The following is a 20,767-nucleotide window of genomic DNA, read 5'->3' as shown; positions in this document are numbered from 1 at the left end:
GCTCATCCTCTAAGTTGGTCGACTATATCAAACGTTGCTTCTGTGACCTCATAAATTTCTTCTAAAGGAATAGGAGATTGTCCAGATTTTACACCGTTTAGAAAAGCTTTAATACCATTGGTATGTCCTTTATCTTGGGTACGAGTCTTAAACTTAGAAAAGTTCTTCCAACCATAACCCTCTAAGACTTTAAAGTTATCTAGTGCCAATACTTTATTGCCTGCAAATACTTCAATTCTCTCTTTTGGGAATGATTTATTTCCATTTGCCAAGTACATGATAGTTGCAATAGAACCGTCTTCAAAAGATAGCTGCATTGAAACTTTATCTTCCAACACCTCTTCCCCAGGAGTGCCCATCTTGATAGCTTGGACCCCAAGAATTTTGGAATCTGCCAAAAACCTTGCCAAGTCTATAAAGTGACACCCTTCACCTATGATTCTACCTCCACCGACTTTAAGATCTTGGGTCCAATGATCTGCTGGAATTTCTCCAGCATTCACTGTTATAATAATTGACTTCGGTTGTGCAACTGTAGCTAACAATCCTTTCATTTTTACAATATGTGGAGAAAACCTTCTGTTAAAGCCAACCATCAAAATTTGTTTGTGTTCAATAGTCTTTATTTTCTCTAACTCTTCCCTTGAGAGACAAAGTGGTTTTTCCACAAAAACATGCTTGCCATTTTCCAAGCCCTTCATCGTGATATTCGCATGGCTATCATGACGGGTAGTGATGAACATTGCATTTATATCAGATTCTTTAATAACATGATTTGTATCTGTTGAAGCTCTTTCAAAGCCATGTTTTTTACCAACATGGACACTTGTCATTCCACCACTACTTACGATTGTGTGTTTTCTTACTTCAACACCATTCATAGCAGGCAACAAAGTCTGATTTGTGTAATTGCCAGCACCAATTATTCCAATACTCGGGACTCCTTTGACATCCATCAGTTTCGTAATTAAAGGTACAGATCTTGAAGTATCAAGATCCACCCCTTCACTTTCATACTCTAATAATATTCCTATTGCTTTTTTGTCTTCCGATAATGTGGAATAAGCATCAACAGCGTTTTCAAACTTGTATCTATGCGTTATAAGTGGAGCAACGTCTATTTTTTTCTCACTCATCATGTCTAATATAGCTTCAAAATTCCGCTGTTCGGTCCATCTTACAAAACCAATTGGATAATCTTGCCCTTTTTCCTCATAATTCGAATCATAACGTCCAGGTCCATATGAGCATGATACTTGGAACGACAATTCTTTTTCATAAAATTCGGAACGGTTCAATTCAAGTCCCGTTACACCAACAAGAACTATTCTCCCACGCTTGCGTGACATTTTAGCGGCTTGGGATATGGGATCGCTACTCTGAGTAGATGCAGTAATTAACACCGCATCTGCCCCTCTACCATTGGTTCTCATAAACACATAGTCAACAATATCGATTCCATTACTAACATTTATAGCATCAATTCCATATGATTTGGCTAAATCCACCTTTTGTTGGTCAAAGTCTGAGGCAATGACTTTACATCCATGCGCTTTTAACAATTGAACAGTTAAAAGTCCTATCAATCCAAGACCAGTAACAACCACGGTTTCTCCTAATGTCGGTTTTATTAACCGAATCCCTTGAAGACCAATGGATGATATGACAGTAAAAGCTGCTTGATCTAAATTAACATTATCTGGAACCTTTGCGCAAAGATTTTTTGAAACACTTACCACCTCTGCATGCGCTCCGTTTGATACTACTCGATCGCCCACACGAAAATCTTTTACGTCTTTACCAACAGCTATAATTCTACCCGCATTACTATATCCCAATTGGATAGGTTGATCTAGTTTTACTTTTACAGCATTTATTGTCGGCTGTAATCCATCTGTTTTAATTTTGTTAATAACTTCCTTAACCTTTTCGGGTTGCTGACGCGCTTTCTGTAAATAATTTGATTTACTAAAATTAACTAACATGCGTTCAGTGCCAGCAGAAACTATTGAATATTCTACTTTTATTAAAACTTCGTTCGATTTAATACTTGCTATTGGTAATGTAACAATTTCAGTATTTCCATCCCTAAGATTTTGTTGAATTATCTTCATTGCAGTTTCTCCTGTCAAATTACTAATACAAATTCTTTCTGTAACTATTGTTTATTCTCTTTAGATTAAAAATAAATTTACTATGGTCAATTGCAAAATTTCCTGTTACCACTTGATATTCGTCTACACTTTTAGTTACAGTCGAACCAATACTTACCCTACTACCTTTTTCTATATTTATTCGATTTGAAATCGTTACTCCTGGTCCTATATACACATCATCTTTGATACATACATTTCCAGCTATATTTCCATGTGAGCCAACCATTACTCTATTGCCCATTTTTACTCCATGAGCAATATGGGAATGAGCATCAATTTTAGAATGCTGGCCAATACAAGTTTTGTCCCAAGCAAAAACTGCTTGATGGACAGTGCAAAACTCTTTTATTTCGACAAAATCTTCAATTTCAACCGAGCCGTAATGTTCAACCCTAAATATCCGTTGATTTTTATCCCTTTTAAATTCATAACCCTGTCCTCCAATAACTGACCCGGCTCGAATAATACAATTATTTCCAATGAATACATTTTCCCTAATCACTACATTTTCTTCGATTATTACATTATCTCCTATTTGTACATTATACTTGGCAATAAGTGCGGAAGGGGAGATAGCAGAATCACTTCCAATTACTGTACTTTTTTTACTTGTATTAGGCATACCAATCAGATTATGAATTCTAAAAAACTCAATCCTTGGGTAATCAGTTGTTATTATACCGAACGATTTATCCCCAAATAACTGCTGATCTTGAGGTCTACAAATTACGCAGCTAATACTTTCATTCATATTAATACAATCTAAGTACTTTATATCGTCAAAAAATGTTAAAATTCTTTGATTACTTAAGACCTTACATTGGGCCATAATATCGAATAGCCCATCAATTTTTAATACCCCTTCAACAATAGGTACTTTAGATAATTGCATTCGAGGCTCAACTCCTTCACGTTTGGTCAAAGTTAAAGTAATTCTATATTATGTCTATCAAATACATTTTTCATAGCATTCTTAGTGTCAAATACAAAATTTGAATGCTTTTGAATATAATTATAGTCAAAATTAGTATGCGCAGTCGTAATGATAACTAAATCTGATTCATTTAATACTTCCCTTGTTAAACTTCTGATTCCCGTTTTCTTTTTTCCATGGAATGTATATTCTTCAATGTATGGATCATAATAATTTATTTCGGCACCCAGCTTTTCTAACTCTTCGAAAACTCTAATTGCTGGACTCTCACGATAGTCAGCTATATCTTGCTTGTAGGCGATCCCCAATAATAAAATTTTAGATCCGTTAATAGACTTCTTATAGCGATTTAAAATTTTACTGCTTCTTTCAGCACAATATTCTGCCATTCTATCATTCACCATCATTGATGATTCAATCATGGATGTATGAAAACCATACTCCCTTGCCTTCCAAGATAAATAATAAGGATCTAATGGGATACAGTGACCACCCAAACCTGGCCCAGGATAAAATGCTTGAAATCCATATGGCTTAGATTTAGCTGCATCTATAACCTCCCAAATATTAATTCCCATCTTATTGCACAAGATTGCGAGCTCATTTACTAATCCAATATTAATATTTCTATAGGTATTTTCCAGTATTTTCTCCATCTCAGCAACTGCTGGTGAAGATACCTGATGAATTGGTGCCTCTAGAATACTTTCATACAAAGCCGCTGCCACTTCCGTACAATTTTTAGTTACTCCTCCAACAACTTTCGGGGTATTCTTTGTTTTATATAATAGATTTCCCGGGTCTACACGCTCAGGAGAGAACGCTAGAAAAAAGTCTTCCCCACACTTTAATCCTGATGATTCTAGAATCGGTAATAATAACTCCTCTGTTGTGCCAGGGTATGTTGTGGATTCCAACACAATTAACATTCCTTTATGCATATAAGGAACAATACTCTCTGCCGAACTTTTTACATAACTAATATCTGGTTGTTGATACTGATCCAACGGTGTTGGTACACAAATACAAACGCAATCTGCCTTTGCAACTTCGGAAAAATTTATTGTTGCAGTGAATAGCCCGGAATTCACTATAATCTCGAGATCGGCATTCACAACATCTCCTATGTAGTTCTTTCCTGCGTTCACCATATTGACCTTTTCATCCTGTATATCAAAACCAATCGTCCTATAGCCGGCTTTAGCTTTTTCTACAGCTAATGGAAGACCAACATACCCAAGTCCTATTACCCCTAATACAGCTGTTTTATCTAATAATTTCTTTATTATTTTTTCCATTATTCTTTCCTCCTTGGTCAATATTTTTCCCACTCAGCAAAACAATTAATACCAATAGTATTAATTTAATGCTATTGGCTATGAGTCCTCCGTAAAAAAAACCTATTACACCATGTCTCATTCCAAGTGAAATTGATGTTATCGAATACACTGTGATAAATATTGAGTTTAATATAAGTTGCCATTTCAAATGATAAAATTTCAAAACAATTGGATTTAATAAATTTGTTACAATTGATAAAATGCCGATTATCGCAGCCATCTTAACGTATAAAATAGACTCCTTGACAAATTGTGGATACAAAATAGTTAAAATCGGTTCACTTATCCAAACGATAATGTAGTAACTTAGTATGATAGAAACACACAATACTACAAGATATTTGATGTATTTTATTAACTTGAAGTCTTTTAAATGTGCAAGATAGCTTAACAACACACTAGAGAGAGGTTGTAATATTAATGCTAAAGTTTTCGGTAATAGAGTAGCTGTATAATAAACTGAGACTGCCAAACCACCTAATAGGGGATATATTAATAGTCTATCAATATATAATGTCCCACTTAGTAAAAGTGTTGAAAATAACAGTAACATACTATCTTTCAAAGTTGCCTTGTAATATCTGGTTTTTTTGAACGGTTCTTTTAAGATTGTTGATTTCCGGATTATTATACCTAGATAGAATAAATTACCAATAAAATAAATCCACCCCCAATAATTAGTTATTAAAAATACAAAATACCCTACTATATATCCGCAAGATAGATAAACACTGCTGTATAATATATTTTTATAGTTTAACTCAATTCTAAATGCAACTATGGAATATCCAGTTATTATTATTAAAAACGATGAAAAAACTAACAATAATATATCAAATCCGCTTGAAATTTCACGATAATAGAAGATAGCTACGGCTACTAATAATCCATTTAAAGTTAAAAAAATTAGCAATATCGAGGAGAAATCTCCTTTTAATTCTTTATATTTTTTAATGTTTATTAATCTAATATTATTTAAAACAGTTCCCATACTTCCAGAAATTAAAGTGACTAACCCAATCATAGTAAGAAATTCACCATATTTATTGGGAGCAATTTTTAAAGATATGCTTGGAAATATAACAAATTGCAATACTACTATAGGTAATAACGATGCAATAATACTTAAGATGAAATCTTTTATTATTTTATTTTTAGTCATGTTTTTTCTCCTACTAATTCATCAATAAAGAAGCCTACTAAAATAATAATGAACAAGCCGCCTGTTAATAGTAGTGTAAATAAGTCACCATCATTAAGTATCAACATTGGATAACCCAAAATTGCAAAGATTAATTTAGAATCAATTTTTTGTGTCTGTGAATCAATTAACTTTAGAATCAAAACAAACAAAAACGACATTATGATTATTCCGAGAAAACCTAAATTGTCATATGCGTAAGCAATATAACCAGTATTTGAGTTAGAGTCAAATCCATTATGTAAACTAACAACGTATCCGCTTTGAACCGAGTATGGATATTCTATTCCTAAAAGCTTCCCAATCAACCCCTCCGAAAAATATAACTTTTCAAACATGGAAAAGAAGTCATAGTGTTGAAACTTGATCTTCGCAGGTCCGAATAATAACCTAGATGGAATAATAGCGTAGTATATTAATTCTGATGAAAACTTGTAAATTAAAGAAGTTAATATACTGATAATAGGCATTAACCATAAAAAAACCAAAGAAAACTTAATTTTTTTCTTATAAAGAAACAATAGCAAGAAAAGATATCCTATCGCTAAGAATACTTCTTTGTGAGGATACATCGTATACATTATTATCTGTGCTATTACTATTAAAATCATAATTTTATATTTTTTATTAATAAAAAAATAAATGATCAGCAATGGATTAATAATTCTATACTGCCATGTAATTAAATAACCAAAAGGAAAATGTACTAACTGGTCTTCCCGTATTTCATAAATACCTTTGAAATCAAATGCAGATATATTTATACTTTGGGTTAGAAATAAATATGTATACGTTGCTATTGTAGTTATAAATATAAAGCATATAAAAATTGGTTTTATATGCTTTATTTTTGGTAGTTTTATATTCGGTAAGAGTTCAAGTAATAAAATTTGCATTAGAAAACCAAAAAATATCATAAACATAAAAATACTGGAGAAATTCGCCATTGAATACAAACATGTCATAGGTATTATGATAATAATAAAATGAAGTTGTAATATTAGACTAGATACTCTTTTCTCATGTTTCGGAATGAAAAATATTAGTATAATAAGCAACGTATAGGAAATAATCAACTTTATTATATCAATATCCAAATCATAACCCATATAACTAAAAATAGGATTTTGAAATGCAATATAAATTAAATCTAAAAATACTCTATATGCAAAATAAAGAAATGGAGTATATCTTAAAACAGTAAACAATATAATCCCTCATTCGGTAATTTTTTTTGCAAGTTTATTATAATCAAGTATATCTCTAGCAAGACAGTAAGCCTTTTTTGACATAGTCTTCAATAAATCATTGTCATTAGAAATATTGTTGAAAATAATCTCCATTTCATTGTAATTATCTATGGAAAAGGCATTACCTTTCATATATATTTCATGACTTTTCACATTTTTGAACAAAACAGGTGTACCTACACACAATGCGTTTTGCATAGTGGCGCTTTGACTACCAGGTTGAACATATAAATCACTTGCCGCTAAGTATTCCATTAACTCTTCCGCACTTTTCCACCCCAAATAGTTGATTCTTGAATCAGATTGAATTAATGGCATTACTACTTTTTCGACATCCTGAGTAAAAGTACCTATAATTATCAATTTCAGATTTTCATTTTTGATCTTTATGAAATTTTCAACCAGCTCTTTTGTTTTTTTATTTTTATTCATTTTCCCTGAATGACATAATAAAATATCTTCATTTTTTAAATTTAGTTCATTTCTAACTTTCAAACGCATTTCTTTTTTTTGTTTTTCTTCTATAATAACTCCTCCCAATGGGAAAAATTCTAATTTGTCTTCCGGAATATTATAGTATTTCTTTAAGAAGTCTTTTGATTCTGGAGTTATATAAAGAACACTATCAATACTTTGTATGTTTTTTTGTACAATAAATTTATAAAAAAACGAATGAAGTATGTACTTGGACACAAGATTTCTTGCACTATTATTTTCATCCTCATGACTATCAACATACAACCTTATGTTGGGATTATTTTTTTTATACCTACTTACAGTAAATAATTCAAATGCCGGCACCCCATGAAAAAGTATTACATCCGGTTTAAAATCCTCTATTAGTTTTTTTACATATTTGTAATGTCTAATTTTTTTCATTATTACATGTGGAAGATATCTTCGATAAGGCACCCTCGTAATATTTATCCCTTCAGGGGTCTTGTAGGACGAAGGGAGGACATATGACAAACTTTTATTGTTATTTATAACTTCGGTGGATGCTATAATTTTAACCTCATGACCATTTTGGTGATGAATCTTTGGCAGAACATTTTCTTGATAATTATACTCATCTATATAGAAACATGATAAACAACAGTGCAAGATCCTCATTTTTTCACCTTTTCAATAAATGTTTCTGGATCGGTAATATACTTCGCAAGACTTTTAAGTCTTTTTTCTTCAATGTTCCAGAACTTCAATTCTAACAATTCCTCAATAATCTTATCATCAAATCTTTTTTTTATGAATTTCGCTGGTGAACCGGCAACTACAGTATAAGGTGCTACGTCCTTAGTAACTATACTACCCATTCCAATTACCGCTCCATCTCCGATTGTTATCCCTTGCTTTATTAGAACACCCTCTCCAATCCAAACATCATTACCTATAGTTGTGGTTTTAATTTCTTCTCTCTCGTGTTCTGAAAATTTCGCTTTCACGCTATCTTTACCTTTATAAAATACTGGTGACATAGACACCCAATTCATTGGATGCATTCCACCACCAATTACAACATTATTAGAAATTGAACAATAAGACCCAATAGAACAATTAATTATTTGGCAATCATAACCACAAAAGGAGTGCTTACCAAAACTACTGTTCACAACACTACTTCCCGATTCAACTTTAGAACTTTTATGTATATAGCTATTAATCAATGCTCTGCCACGGGCTTTTTTGAATATCTTTGCCCATAAGTATGAAATATTCATATTTCCCCTCCTAAATCATTCACCTAAAGTTTCTTTTTTCAACTCCAACAAACATTGCAAATTTTATTGCCAACTTTAATATACTATTACTGTTTTTATAGTCCCTAAAAGTTTTATTTTCTTGTTTTATTATATTTAAAAGTTCGTCGCTACTAATCCCCAACCTTTTAGCGATATACTCTAAATCATTCATTGCTATCTCTCTGTCATAAGGCTGTGTTGAGATTAAATCTATAGCTTCTTCTCTAGTTATTTGATTAGACAAAATTTCACTAGAAAAGTAGCATTTTCTTTTATCGTATCCGAACTTTTCTGGTAAATAATAACCTTCGTAAAACCTAGTAAATATATTTTCATAATGTTTGTTTTCATATCTAACCCAACCGAATTTTTCACTTAATTCTTCAATTGCTTTCTCCTTATCAAAACCAATAAAATTCAATGGATGTATCACTTTCATTCCCTTAATCATTCTATAATATATTCTATTTCTTAACATTCCACATAACGGGAAGGTTTTCAAGGTTTCTTTTCCATATTTTTTATGAATATCTTTAATTAATTTAATATCATTTACATAAGTCCATTCATGGGGAGGTTTTACGCCCTCCGTTGAAAAGTTTGCTCCTGTAAACACATATTTTATTCCGTTTTCTATGGCGTAATTATACAATCCAGCAAATATCGCATGATCTTGTGGTAAATCCTGATAAGGCACCTGTGACTTCAGAAAAGAAAGTTGTAAATCTTTCATCTCTTCCCAATCAACTTTTATTACTTTTAAATCTAATTTTAGAGTTTCAACTATTTTCTTTACATTTTCATTCGTTACATTTAAATTCCAGCCGGTATCAACCATAAGTATCAAAGGACGTAAACCCATTTTTTCTTTAACAATATAAGTTAAATATGAACTATCCACACCTCCACTCATTCCAATAATACAATCATATTTCTTGTTTTTAGATTTTTCTTTTATCACTGTAGCCATGTTTATTAAATCATCATAATTTTTCTTATCTGAATTTGGCGATATATTCCTCTTGTAACTATTACAAAAATCACAAACACCATTTTCATCAAACGATATATCTGGATCCGAACTATCCATTATACAATTAGTACATACTTTCAATGGCTGTTTTGTCATCATTTATCTACTCCTTAGTAACCGTCTTTATTTTCATAAGCTCTAAAACCAACTCAGTTCATTTAACTTATCCACTTTTTATTTCAATATGATATTTCATCTTGAAGGGATAATATCCTTTAGTTAAATCCGCTCTTATATATTCCATTCATATGAAAAGTATGAATTAAGTAGTGTTTCAACAATAACAAATTTGATAATTGTATTTACACTATCATTCTAAATCGGCGGCTGATAGAAATTGCATATCAGTTACAGAGACCTTTCCTGTTATAATGTCTTTGATGAGCGGGATTTTTGCGTTTTTATTCAACTATCCACACAACGCTTCACTAAACTCTTCCTGTTCCTGCCTGTCCATAGATGGTATGGTTATAATAATTTTTTCGATATCATTGTCTTCTGCAATTGCCGGTATATGTTTCGTCCCACCTAAAACTTTGACGCCGAATATTTCAAGATCTTGTTTCTTACGATCGTCATCAACGAAAAGAGCGGGTGACATTCCGCATTCTGGATTTCGGAAAATTTGTCGTACAATCATTCTCCCTGCTTGTCAAGCCCCTACAATCATTGTCCGCTTTGCTTCTACACCCTTTTTCCTGTTAACCGTGTTCCAATACTACCGCTACAAGAGTCTCGATCCCCCAATTAAGAAGATATGGAGCATCCAAGTGATTCCCAATGCTCCGAAGTAAATGTCTTATGTAAAAAGTAATTGAACCGCAGCAACCACAACGGCCCATGTAACCTCCTTGATAATCGATTTCAACTCACCGATTGATGCATATGTCCAAGCCTTTCGATACAAGCCGAAAATCCAAGCAAATAAGTGATGGGCAATCTAGATTAAACCGTGGTGCCAGGTACATCCACATTTCGAAGTGTATGAATTGTGTCCATACCAAGTACTACTCGGGATTTCACTATACCTGGCACCACTAGAACTTACACAGGTACTTTTATCTTCGTCTCAGCAACCTTCCGATTCGCCAACCCTACCAACGTATCCCTTAACTCATGCGTCCCCATATCCAATAACTTGTCCAACACATACTGCTGCTCTGTCTCTGTAATTGGCGTCGCTTTCCCAACGTAAATCTTCGGGAATACATACTCACTTTGCCGCTCACTCTCATTCAACAGCTCTTCAAACAACTTTTCACCCGGACGGATACCACTGTATTCAATCTTTATATCATTCTCACTATAACCTGAGAGTCTAATAAGGTTCTTAGCCAAATCGACAATTTTCACCGGTTCGCCCATGTCGAGGACGAATACTTCGCCGCCATTTGCCAATGTACCCGCTTGAATAACAAGCCGTGATGCTTCCGGAATCGTCATGAAGTAACGGGTCATCTCTGGATCGGTTACCGTTACGGGTCCGCCCACTGCAATTTGTTTCTTGAACAATGGAACGACACTTCCTCGTGATCCGAGCACGTTCCCAAATCGGACTGCTGCAAACTTCGTCTCGCTTTTCTTCGCAAGATTTTGAACAATCATCTCAGCAAACCGCTTTGTCGCACCCATGACGTTCGGTGGATTCACCGCTTTGTCGGTGGACACGAGGACGAAATACGGAACGCCGAACATGTGCGCAGCTTCTGCGACGTTCTTTGTACCGAATATATTGTTCTTCACTGCTTCCATCGGGTTCGCTTCCATGAGCGGGACGTGCTTATGGGCTGCGGCGTGATAAATGACGTCTGGTCCGTGTTCGGAAACTATGTCAAAAATCCGTTGGCGGTCTTGGACGTCTGCAATAATTGGAACGAGTTCAGTCGTAGACGAAACTTTTTCACGCAGTTCCCGTTCTATTAAGTAAATGGAGTTTTCACCATGACCAAGCAAAATGATCTTCTTTGGTGTAAACCGATTCACTTGCCGACAAATTTCTGAACCGATTGATCCCCCTGCACCGGTGATCAAAATCGTTTTGTCGGTCAGTTTGCTTGCAATGGCCTCCATGTCCAATTTCACTTCTTCTCTTCCTAGCAAGTCTTCGATTTTGACGTCTTGGATATCCGAGACGGACACTTTCCCCGTCATGAGGTCTTCAATTTTCGGGATGGTTTGCGTTCTAACGCCCGTTCCGACACATACTTTCACGAGGTCTGCCATCTCTTGTTTCCCCATCGATGGAATCGCAATAATGATTTTCTCAATCGCGTTATCTTGAACAAACTCGCGTATGTATTTTGTTCCCCCGGCAATTTTGACACCAAATAATTCAAGTCCGTGCTTGCGCGCATCATCATCGACGAACAGAATCGGGTTCATTCCACAATCAGGGTTTTGGGAAATTTGTCGAACGATCACACTGCCTGCTTGTCCAGCCCCGACAATCATCGTTCGTTTTGCCCCACTCGTCGTTTCATTTTGCATGAACGTATCTCGGAATAAGCGCCACGACAACCTCGATCCTCCAATAAGCAAAATATGAAGCATCCATGTAATGGCTAAAGCTCGTACATAAATATCTTGCTTAATGACAAGCTGGACGAGTGCTACGATAACAATCGTGAACGACACCGCTTTAAAAATCGATTTTAATTCACCAATCGACGCATAGGTCCACGCTTTACGGTACAAGCCATAACGCCAAGCGAAGAAATGATGTGCCAGTTGAATCGTGACGGCACTTACTAACAACATTTTGCTGTAAATAAGTGTCGGTGTCGGTGACAACATGAAATAACCAACATAAATGGAAAATAAGACGATAAAAGAATCAACAAAAACCAACATGGTCAATCTTTTTTTGACTGTTATAGTACTCACGTCCTTTATATGAAAATATTCCCGGTTTTTTTCTACTTTTTCTGCAACTAAATACTAGTATAGCAGTAGATTACGCGTAAAACTACAACCTTTTTCATATATTCACTTTGTTCGAATTATTCACCAACACTAGAACCTTACTGTTTTCATTACACTAAAAGCATCTTGCTGTTAAATCTTCATGCCTACTTGCCACCATTGTCTCCTGCGTACCTCATCCATTTCCAAATGGATTAATTGGCGATCCTGAATTAGGCGTTCATTGTTCTCTAGTAGAACCTCTATTATTTCAGTATGCCTTTTCTTTTCCAACACTTGTAAACCTTTGTCGAATAGGAGCGGTCTTGTCTCAGAATTGTGCACATCTGATCCGTATGTATGGATACAGTTCGCTTCAATGAGACGAAGTGACAAGTTTTGTACCCCTTTTCCAAAGTGACCGGATACACTTCCTGCTGTAATTTGCGCAAGTGCTCCACGCCGTATGAGCCTTTGTAATCGCTCCGGCTTTTCGGCGATTGCTTTGTTCCTTTCAGGATGTGCGATAATCGGTACGTACCCTTCCGCTACAAGCTGTTCTACCACATTCGCCGTATACAACGGTACCGTTTGGGAAGGCAACTCCAGCAGTACATACTTCGTATCTGCAAGGGTTAATAGCTTGCCAGACTTCAAATTGTCTAATAGGTTCTCATGTAGGCGTACTTCATGTCCCGTATGAACGGTAAGTGGTACTCCCTCTTTTGTAAGCAGATTGGACAGTTCCGCTACTTTCGCCTTCGTTACCTCTGCCGAGACATCATAGTGGGGATTGTATGCATGGGGGGTAGCAATGATCTTGGTAATCCCCTCTTGTAAAGCATCCATTACAATTCGCCATGAACCCTCTACTGAATCTGGTCCGTCATCTACTCCCCATAAAATATGAGAATGTATATCGATCATTGGTAGTCCTCCTTTTAAATGGAAAACGAGCAAAAGAGATTTCCCCCTTTTACTCGTCTACCCCATAGTAATTATAGTAATAATGATCTTTCGTCAGTTCAAAATCATTTAAGACCACACCAAAAATATTCGCTTTAGCTTGTAAAAGCGCTTCTTTCGTCTTAACGATATTCGTTTTTTCAGTTTTGCCTGAACGCACAACCACGATAACCCCATCACATTTGTTTGCTAGTACAAGGCCATCTGTAACAGAAAGAATTGGAGGCGTATCAAAAACAATGAGATCATATTGTTCTTTCATCGCTTCAATGAGCGCTTCCATCGCCTTTGAACCTAACAACTCCGCAGGATTAGGCGGTAACGGTCCACATGTGAGGATATCAAGATTCTCTATGTCTATTGCTCGAACTGCTTCTTGAAGCGTCATTTTTTTGGCTAACACATCTGTAAGGCCCATCGTGTTTTGAAGCGCAAATGTATAGTGGACGGAAGGCTTACGCATGTCGGTGTCCACTAGCAATACTTTTTTACCATTTTGAGCAAAGACAATTGCCGTGTTTGCAGAAACAGTCGATTTCCCTTCACCTGGAGCTGAGGAAGTGATGAGAAGTGTCTCAAGTTCTTTATCCGGAAGTGAAAAGTCGATACCTGTGCGAATCGTTCTGAATTGCTCGGAAACAATCGACTTCGGATTGTCATGAGCAATTAGACTACGGGCAGATTTCTGTAAATTTCTCAGTTTGCGTTTATTGAACATATGCTTCTCCCTTACTTCGCTGCGTCTTTCTTCTAGTCGCGGTCGCCATCAGTTCTTCATCTGGTAATCTACTTACGATGCCTAGTAACGGCAATCCGACTATTTCTTCAACATCCTGTTCAGTCTTAACCGTCGTATCCAAATACTCTAAAAGGAAAGCGAGTCCGACACCAATCATTAGTCCAACTACAGCAGCGATCGCTATATTTAATAATTTTTGTGGTTTGACAGGTGTTGGATTTTCACTGTTCACAGCGGATGACAAAATGTTGACGTTATCGACATTCATCAATTGTTTAATTTCATTTTGGAATACTTCTGCTGTTGTATTCGCAATATCTACAGCCCTAAATGATTCGGTATCTTGCACAGTAACGTTTACAACTTGGGAGTTTTGCGCACTGTTTACAGTGATTTTACTTTTCAGCTCAACTGGTGTTGTTTCCAGGTCTAAAATTTCGATGACCTTTGTCAAAATAGCTGGGCTCGTAATAATGACGTTATATGTATTGATGAGCTGTAAATTGGCTTGTATTTCTTGTGTGTTGAATTGGTTTTGTTCATACTTTTGCTGATTGACGAGAATTTGAGTGGAAGCCTGGTAAATCGGCGTTAAGAAAAAATAGCTAACGATAGCGGCTAACCCTATAGCGATCATAACTGTAGTAATAATGAGCACGATTCTCTTTTTTAATGTACTGAACAAGTCTTGAAGACTAATTGTTTCTTCCATGTAAGCTGTTCTCCTTTTCAAAAACTATGACAATAGCAACTCTACAAAAAAGTATAGCATATTTAATACGACATTTTTCGCAAATTCATAAAAATAGTAATAAATAAACCCGAAAGTTGTAAAACTTTGCGGGTTTGTATTATTTATAACCCTGTCACTTTTTTCATAAGTGAATCTTTTCGACTTTTCTTATGTGCATTGTATTGCTCTACAAAACTGTTGGCGTCCGATTTGTCATAGCCGTTTTTTTCGAGATCCTTCTCGACAGCTTTTAAGACACCTGTGAATACGGTGTCTGTCCGCCCTTCTAGTTCAGCGGCTGCACTCGTATATTTATTATAGAAATAGCCATAATCGATTTTCTCGCCATTATCTTTTTTTGAAAGGTATTCGTTTTTCGCGCGACCGACGAGTGCATTTAATTTAGTATCGGCTTGCCCTTCCAACGCATGGAACGCAGGTGTGTACTTTTCTTTAATGGATGAAACCGTCGGCTTTGCTTCCTCGTTGCCCGGTGTAGATGGTTGAGTAGGTTTAGGTGTTGGCTTCGTAGTTGTGCCAGCCGGCTGCGTCGACGTCACTACGTTGCCATCGTTTTTCGTAGTTGATATCGTACTATCTGTTGAACTCGTCGTTTCGTTGTCTTCCGATGTACTGTCGGTTACTGTACTTGCATCTTCAAGTACTTCTCCGTCTTCGTTCAATGTAATTTTCGATCCATCTGGCAATTCAATTTCAAATGTTTCCCCGATGATTTCGTCCACTGACTCGTCAGCTACGTCGTATTCTTTAAATTTCATTATGTAAAGGATGTAGCCTGCCGCACATAGTACAGTAATGCCCAATATAATGGATGCAATTTTAAACTTTTTCTTCATCGTTTTCTCCTTTTAGTCATTCAAATCTTTTGATAGTTTACCATGAACATACACGTAAGTGAACCTCATTTATAATTCCTTTTACTTATTATTCATAATAACTTATAACGACAGTCACATATTTTAATAGATAACCTGTATAAATCTAAAGTCTCTTACCGATTTCATCAAGTTTTTCACCTATGTGTAAATCAGTAAAAGGCAAAAAAAATCTGCGGAGAAAAAATTCTCCGCAGATTTCCCGCTCCATCAACCAAGGCCACTTAAAAATATTTTCTATAAGGTAAAAGGAAAAACTCTACACGACCATTGTACCACAATTTTCTGCAATCTCAAAGCTTTAAATTCTACTTTTTTATTAATAGTGTTCGATGTAAGAAGACAGAGAAATCAGCTCTACTAATATTTTGTGCCGGTCCGAATTTCCCATTACCGATACCTTGTGTAATGTTGTTATATGCAAGTGAATTGATGGCATCTTTCGCAAAGCTACCGCCACTATCCGTAAAATGATTTTTATCACTTAACGGTAGTTTGAAGCCGCGTTGTAAGATCGCTGCCATTTCAGCGCGCGTCAGTTTGCCATTCGGGTCGAATCGTTTTCCTTTGTCTTTCCCTTGGATAATGCCTGCATTTGCGACAGCCGCCACTTCTTTGTAGAACGTCATTGTCGGTGCCATGTCTTGGAAGCCAGGATCTTTGACGTTATCAAGCGGCAAATCGAGTGCTCGCGCAAGTAAGATTGCTGCTTGCTGTCTCGTCAACTCTTGATACGGACCGAATGAACCGTCTGCATATCCGGCGATGACACCATCATTAACGAGTGCAGTAATTTCTTTTTCTGCACGGAACGTCAAACCTGTATCTTTGAACAATGCTTCTTTGTAGTTAGCATTGAATATTGCTTTCACATCGTCAATCATAATGCTACCTGCTGTTTTTAAGCTGTCAGTCGGTTGTGCAATATAGATTTGTTTTAATGAAAGGTCACCTGTTGTGCCCGCTGGTATTGTCGCGGTCACATAGTTCCATCCACGCCATTTCAAACCGTTTTCCGGTGTGAAGTCGATCGTGAATTCTTTGCCAGCAGCGTCCTGAATACGGCCACGGAGCCATGTGTTACCTGCATCTCCATAGACACGTGCGGACAATTTAGCCGGTGATCCTGCTAGTTTGATAGGTTTTTTCGCTACGATGTATGCTGCAGATGTACCCGTTGTCCCTGTAAAGTCATAAGAAAGCTTCACTGCACCGCTTCCTTCAAAAGCTGGCTCTTTCTTATCGTTCATTGAAAGGGATGCCGATGCGTTCGTATAGTCGACTGACCAATTGTCGAGTGAGTCCATATTATCAGCGCGGACATATTCTCCTGTAATCGTCACAGGGATGGTCACCTTTTTACCACCGAGAGTCGCAGTGATCGTTCCGGTGCCGTCTTTGGTTGCTGCAGTGAAGACACCAGCTGCGGAGATTGTTCCAATGTTTGCGGACGCACTCCACGTCACTAACGATGGGTCGAAAATGACTTCGCGATTCTTGCTATCAAATGCTTTCACAGTCATCGTCTTCTTTTCACCTGCGCGCACTTCAACGGATGTGCTCGATGGTTTTACCGTATGAATCGATTCAACGACTTCAAACGGGATGGTTGACGTTGCTGTGTTGTATTTAACGTTGATGGCACCCGTTCCTGCTTTTTGTGCTGTGAAGCTGAGTCCGTTCGGTGTGATTAGCCCTTGTGGAGAGCTGACTGTAATGTCTTTTTTGTCGAATGTGACGGGGTTGTAGTAGTTGTCCATCACGTAATCTACTACAATCGATCCTTTTGTCCCTTTTAAATAGACACCAGGTTTCGCAAGTGTTGCACCGACTGTTGTCGGTGTGCCTGCTGGTGCTGTCGAAACTGCAAATAGGGATGTAGAGACAATTCTTTCGATGCCGTCAGACGGTTTGTTGTACAAGGAGACGTTGTAGTCACCCGGTTTACGGACGGCCATTGTTGTAGAACCGCCACCGTCTAGGTTCAGCGCTTGGTAAGCACCGAGAGAGACAAGATATTCCGCGAACTCTTGCAAGTTCATCCCTTTGCTGTAGCCTGCTTGTCGGCCATCGACTGTGACCATGAATACTTTTGTGCCTGTTTGATCAATGGCAATTGCTGTACGCGGTGCACGTTCTTTTGCACGGCTGCTATTCGGATCAATGCCAAGATCGACACGACCATTTTTGACGAGTTCAGGTCCTGACGTAAGCATGAACGATGCGCCTTTCCATTGCTCGTCGATATCCGTTTTGATGGAGATCGTTTCACCGATACCAATGTCTTTAATGAGTTGCATCGCTTCACCGTGAGCGGATAGGACGAATCCATCTTTCGGGATCGTTGAAGCTTGAGCATCATTGCGTTGACGAATTTTCGTGATAGTCCCTGTGACGGTTTCACCGAAGTTGAGGGCTGTGCCGCCTGTGACGTTTTCAATGACAAGTTCCATACCGAGTGCGTTTGTTTCCGTTGTCGTTTTCGGGAACAATGGCGTGTACAGAATCAAATTGTCATTCGAACGGTGCTTGTCCGTCGATGTAATCGGATAGTCTATGCCGTTATGGTTGAATGATAGATGCAAATTGTACGGCTCAATTTTCCCTTTGCCGTTTTTGTCGATTCCGAATGCGATCGGTTTATTGACGTATTGGTCAGCACCTGTTGCGATAATACCCGCGTTCATGAGTCGGTCACGATAGGCAATCAGGTACATAGGTAGGTAGTTTTGATCGCTAGACCAGAAGAAGGAGCCGTTAATAGCACCTGCGACTTGTTTGCCGGGTCCTGTGTAGGCGTTCGCCTGGACGGTTGTGCGTGATAGTTTGTTTAGCGGCGTTGGATAGCCGACATCCACTGTTGTGTAAGGATTGTTCAAGTCTACGACGAGATTGCGTAGTGCTTGGGGGTACCCGGATATGGTTTTGTTCGTATATTCATAGTGTACGCCTTCGGATATTTTTGTTTTTTCGTCCGTGGCTGCTTGTGTGACGGTTGGAATGGATAGGAAGATCACGAGAAGTAGGATGCTGAGTTTCGATAGGTATGTACGTTTTTGCAATGCTTCATTCCCCTTTGTTGTTATTTGTTGTAAGTCCATTATAATCTGAAACTCTATGATTGCTAGAGTTGTTGGGGATTTTCGTTCTATTTGACTAGGGGTCCCGAAAGGGACGTCAGGGAATAAGAGTTTGTTATGAAGTGGCTTCTTAAATGGATTTTCGCTCCAGGCGGACGCGTTCCGCGGGCACGGCTTCAGCCGCTTCCCTCGCTTCGCTCAGTCCAGGGTCTTCAGCTCGCGCTGTTCCCGCTGGAGTCGCCGCCTTGCGCTTCAATTCTAGTTGTCATTGTAAAAAACAGGAAGAAATAATCATAAGATTTCTCTTCTTTAGACAGAAGTAAAGCAAATTATGATCTTCTCTCTTACATGTGGCTATTAATTTTAAGAAGCTTCACCGAACCACTCGAGTTACTCTAGGTGCATGTTTTAATACCGCGGGTGTTTGAGAATCATAGGAAGTTCTTTTCGCGCCGAATGCAATTTACCAATCTAGATCTCTTATGTTTTAATTGACGGAGCGGGTATCGCTTTTGGAGATATGCGGTGTTCGGAGGAGTTATGCGGCGTTTTTATGATTTTTGCCGTGTTCGGCGAAGGTATGCTGAGATTGGAGGGATTAATGCCGTGTTCTTATGGAGTATGCGGTATTTGCTGGATTGATGCGGTGTTTTATTCATTCGTTACCACTGGAGAGAGGAAAATGCTGTACACAGGTTTATAGATTTGGTCTAATTTCCCGAAAGTGATGCAAAGTGGAGGGCGCGGGCAATTAGATGAGTTCTATTTGACCGTGAGTCGAGAAAATTGGGAGTGACGGGCAATTAGATGGGTCCTATTTGACCGTAAGTCAGGAAAATTAGGAGTGACGGGCAATTAGATGGGTCCTATTTGACCGTAAGTCAGGAAAATTAGGAGTGACGGGCAATTAGATGGGTTCTAATTTACCGCGAGTCGTAGAATTTGCAGATGACGGGCAGATAGATAGGTTTTAATAGTAAAATCACCTATACTTCTCTATTAAAAAGGCGTCGCAATCAGGTTAGGATACAAACCAGATTGCGATCCTTTTATTGTTTATTCAAATGATGAGTTGTCGAAGACTTTGAGCATGTTGTAGATGGTACGGACGGTTTCTGCTCGGGTTCCTGGTGTGTCGCCTTCAAAGTTTGTGCCGGTATAGGCACCCATGACGTTGTAGTAATAGAGACGTTCAATGGCTGTTTTGGAGTAGGCTCCGATTTTATGACTGTCTGTGAAGTCTAGTTCTTTCGTGTATGTGTAAGGTGCTTTCAGTTGCATGGCGCGGTCGATCATGACGGCCATGTCTTCCCTTGTGACAAGCTTGTTCGGTTTGAATGTACCGTCTGCGAACCCTCTAGCGATTGTCGCGTTGTGGGCACGAGATACGCCATCATAGAGTGCGGAGCTTTTGCTAACATCTTTAAAGTTGCTGTCGGCTGCTGGCCAGTCCAGAGCTCTTGCTAAGATGGTAGCAAATTCTGCCCGTGTCACTTGTTGCTCCGGCTTGAATGTGTTGTTGGAAAATCCTTTGATTATGCCGCGATCGACCAAGTTCGTAATTTCCGTGTGTGCATAGTAGTTGTCGGGTACGTCTTTAAAAGTTTGCTGTGCAGCCTCTGTTTGCATAGGTGCAACGACGGCTGGCACGATTGTCGTTGCTGCTACTGCCGCCACAAATAATTTGTTCCGCATACGCCTCTCCTCCTATGTAGTAGAATTTCGACCTATCACTCTATTCAACTCTACCACTTAGAAAGATATTCAAACTTCGTAACACAAAGCTGAATTCAGCCTGC

16 protein-coding genes are annotated in these 20,767 nt (G+C 37.8%); all 16 read right to left on the bottom strand.

The annotated features are described in order from the left end of the window. Window positions 1-2: 2 nt before the first annotated feature. The 16 genes from NRI27_RS13650 to NRI27_RS13575 all read right to left on the bottom strand — a co-directional run bounded on the left by NRI27_RS13650 (window position 3) and on the right by NRI27_RS13575 (window position 20,663). Window positions 3-2,114, bottom strand: a complete 2,112-nt coding sequence (locus tag NRI27_RS13650; protein WP_371391213.1) for a bi-domain-containing oxidoreductase — start codon at window positions 2,112-2,114, stop codon at window positions 3-5. A gap of 22 nt (window positions 2,115-2,136) precedes the next feature. After that, a complete protein-coding gene (locus NRI27_RS13645; RefSeq protein ID WP_371391212.1) occupies window positions 2,137-3,048 on the bottom strand; it encodes an LbetaH domain-containing protein in 912 nt (303 codons plus the stop codon). Window positions 3,049-3,080: 32 nt separating this feature from the next. Then, window positions 3,081-4,388, bottom strand: coding sequence for a nucleotide sugar dehydrogenase (locus NRI27_RS13640; protein WP_371391211.1), 1,308 nt, complete (start codon window positions 4,386-4,388; stop codon window positions 3,081-3,083). Then, window positions 4,357-5,592 carry a lipopolysaccharide biosynthesis protein gene (locus NRI27_RS13635; RefSeq protein ID WP_371391210.1) on the bottom strand — a complete coding sequence of 412 codons (1,236 nt, stop codon included), beginning with the start codon at window positions 5,590-5,592 and terminating at the stop codon, window positions 4,357-4,359. Before NRI27_RS13635 ends, NRI27_RS13640 begins: the two co-directional genes overlap by 32 nt. Beyond that, the gene (locus tag NRI27_RS13630) at window positions 5,589-6,839 is read right to left on the bottom strand and encodes a hypothetical protein (RefSeq protein ID WP_371391209.1); all 1,251 of its coding nucleotides are present in this window, start codon (window positions 6,837-6,839) and stop codon (window positions 5,589-5,591) included. Before NRI27_RS13630 ends, NRI27_RS13635 begins: the two co-directional genes overlap by 4 nt. Window positions 6,840-6,848: 9 nt before the next feature. Further along, window positions 6,849-7,994 carry a glycosyltransferase family 4 protein gene (locus NRI27_RS13625; protein ID WP_371391208.1) on the bottom strand — a complete coding sequence of 382 codons (1,146 nt, stop codon included), beginning with the start codon at window positions 7,992-7,994 and terminating at the stop codon, window positions 6,849-6,851. Beyond that, window positions 7,991-8,599 (bottom strand): CatB-related O-acetyltransferase, encoded by a 609-nt coding sequence (locus NRI27_RS13620; RefSeq protein WP_371391207.1) that lies wholly within the window; start codon window positions 8,597-8,599, stop codon window positions 7,991-7,993. The genes NRI27_RS13625 and NRI27_RS13620 overlap by 4 nt, the downstream gene beginning before the upstream one ends. A gap of 19 nt (window positions 8,600-8,618) precedes the next feature. Next, complete coding sequence (locus NRI27_RS13615) at window positions 8,619-9,749, bottom strand: N-acetyl sugar amidotransferase (RefSeq protein ID WP_371391206.1); 1,131 nt, start codon at window positions 9,747-9,749, stop codon at window positions 8,619-8,621. A gap of 313 nt (window positions 9,750-10,062) precedes the next feature. Beyond that, window positions 10,063-10,293: a nucleoside-diphosphate sugar epimerase/dehydratase gene (locus NRI27_RS13610; RefSeq protein WP_371391205.1), complete on the bottom strand. Its 231-nt coding sequence runs from the start codon at window positions 10,291-10,293 to the stop codon at window positions 10,063-10,065. A 404-nt stretch (window positions 10,294-10,697) separates the two neighbouring features. Further along, window positions 10,698-12,527, bottom strand: coding sequence for a polysaccharide biosynthesis protein (locus NRI27_RS13605; RefSeq protein ID WP_371391251.1), 1,830 nt, complete (start codon window positions 12,525-12,527; stop codon window positions 10,698-10,700). A gap of 180 nt (window positions 12,528-12,707) precedes the next feature. Next, entirely contained in the window at window positions 12,708-13,481 is a 774-nt protein-coding gene (locus NRI27_RS13600) for a tyrosine-protein phosphatase (RefSeq protein ID WP_371391204.1), read from the bottom strand. A 49-nt stretch (window positions 13,482-13,530) separates the two neighbouring features. After that, on the bottom strand, window positions 13,531-14,238 hold the full coding sequence (locus NRI27_RS13595) for a CpsD/CapB family tyrosine-protein kinase (protein ID WP_371391203.1): 708 nt from the start codon (window positions 14,236-14,238) through the stop codon (window positions 13,531-13,533). Continuing rightward, window positions 14,228-14,971 (bottom strand): YveK family protein, encoded by a 744-nt coding sequence (locus tag NRI27_RS13590; protein ID WP_371391202.1) that lies wholly within the window; start codon window positions 14,969-14,971, stop codon window positions 14,228-14,230. Before NRI27_RS13590 ends, NRI27_RS13595 begins: the two co-directional genes overlap by 11 nt. Window positions 14,972-15,114: 143 nt before the next feature. Next, window positions 15,115-15,849 (bottom strand): hypothetical protein, encoded by a 735-nt coding sequence (locus tag NRI27_RS13585; RefSeq protein WP_371391201.1) that lies wholly within the window; start codon window positions 15,847-15,849, stop codon window positions 15,115-15,117. Window positions 15,850-16,196: 347 nt separating this feature from the next. Further along, entirely contained in the window at window positions 16,197-18,950 is a 2,754-nt protein-coding gene (locus tag NRI27_RS13580; protein WP_371391200.1) for a phosphodiester glycosidase family protein, read from the bottom strand. Window positions 18,951-20,024: 1,074 nt separating this feature from the next. Then, window positions 20,025-20,663 (bottom strand): S-layer homology domain-containing protein, encoded by a 639-nt coding sequence (locus NRI27_RS13575; protein WP_371391199.1) that lies wholly within the window; start codon window positions 20,661-20,663, stop codon window positions 20,025-20,027. Window positions 20,664-20,767 lie beyond the last annotated feature (104 nt).

The organism is Sporosarcina sp. OR05 (genome assembly GCF_041414805.1).
Taxonomy (GTDB): domain Bacteria; phylum Bacillota; class Bacilli; order Bacillales_A; family Planococcaceae; genus Sporosarcina; species Sporosarcina saromensis.
The sequence above is the reverse complement of the archived record's forward strand: the minus strand, read 5'-3'. Positions and strand labels throughout refer to the sequence as shown.

Excerpts from the sequence above, each read along its gene's own strand:
- NRI27_RS13590 (WP_371391202.1), bottom strand. The coding sequence starts at position 14,971 with ATGGAAGAAACAATTAGTCTTCAAGACTTGTTCAGTACATTAAAAAAG.
- NRI27_RS13575 (WP_371391199.1), bottom strand. The coding sequence starts at position 20,663 with ATGCGGAACAAATTATTTGTGGCGGCAGTAGCAGCAACGACAATCGTG.
- NRI27_RS13625 (WP_371391208.1), bottom strand. The coding sequence starts at position 7,994 with ATGAGGATCTTGCACTGTTGTTTATCATGTTTCTATATAGATGAGTAT.
- NRI27_RS13645 (WP_371391212.1), bottom strand. The coding sequence starts at position 3,048 with ATGCAATTATCTAAAGTACCTATTGTTGAAGGGGTATTAAAAATTGAT.
- NRI27_RS13610 (WP_371391205.1), bottom strand. The coding sequence starts at position 10,293 with ATGATTGTACGACAAATTTTCCGAAATCCAGAATGCGGAATGTCACCC.
- NRI27_RS13595 (WP_371391203.1), bottom strand. The coding sequence starts at position 14,238 with ATGTTCAATAAACGCAAACTGAGAAATTTACAGAAATCTGCCCGTAGT.
- NRI27_RS13635 (WP_371391210.1), bottom strand. The coding sequence starts at position 5,592 with ATGACTAAAAATAAAATAATAAAAGATTTCATCTTAAGTATTATTGCA.
- NRI27_RS13615 (WP_371391206.1), bottom strand. The coding sequence starts at position 9,749 with ATGACAAAACAGCCATTGAAAGTATGTACTAATTGTATAATGGATAGT.
- NRI27_RS13600 (WP_371391204.1), bottom strand. The coding sequence starts at position 13,481 with ATGATCGATATACATTCTCATATTTTATGGGGAGTAGATGACGGACCA.
- NRI27_RS13640 (WP_371391211.1), bottom strand. The coding sequence starts at position 4,388 with ATGGAAAAAATAATAAAGAAATTATTAGATAAAACAGCTGTATTAGGG.
- NRI27_RS13650 (WP_371391213.1), bottom strand. The coding sequence starts at position 2,114 with ATGAAGATAATTCAACAAAATCTTAGGGATGGAAATACTGAAATTGTT.
- NRI27_RS13620 (WP_371391207.1), bottom strand. The coding sequence starts at position 8,599 with ATGAATATTTCATACTTATGGGCAAAGATATTCAAAAAAGCCCGTGGC.
- NRI27_RS13585 (WP_371391201.1), bottom strand. The coding sequence starts at position 15,849 with ATGAAGAAAAAGTTTAAAATTGCATCCATTATATTGGGCATTACTGTA.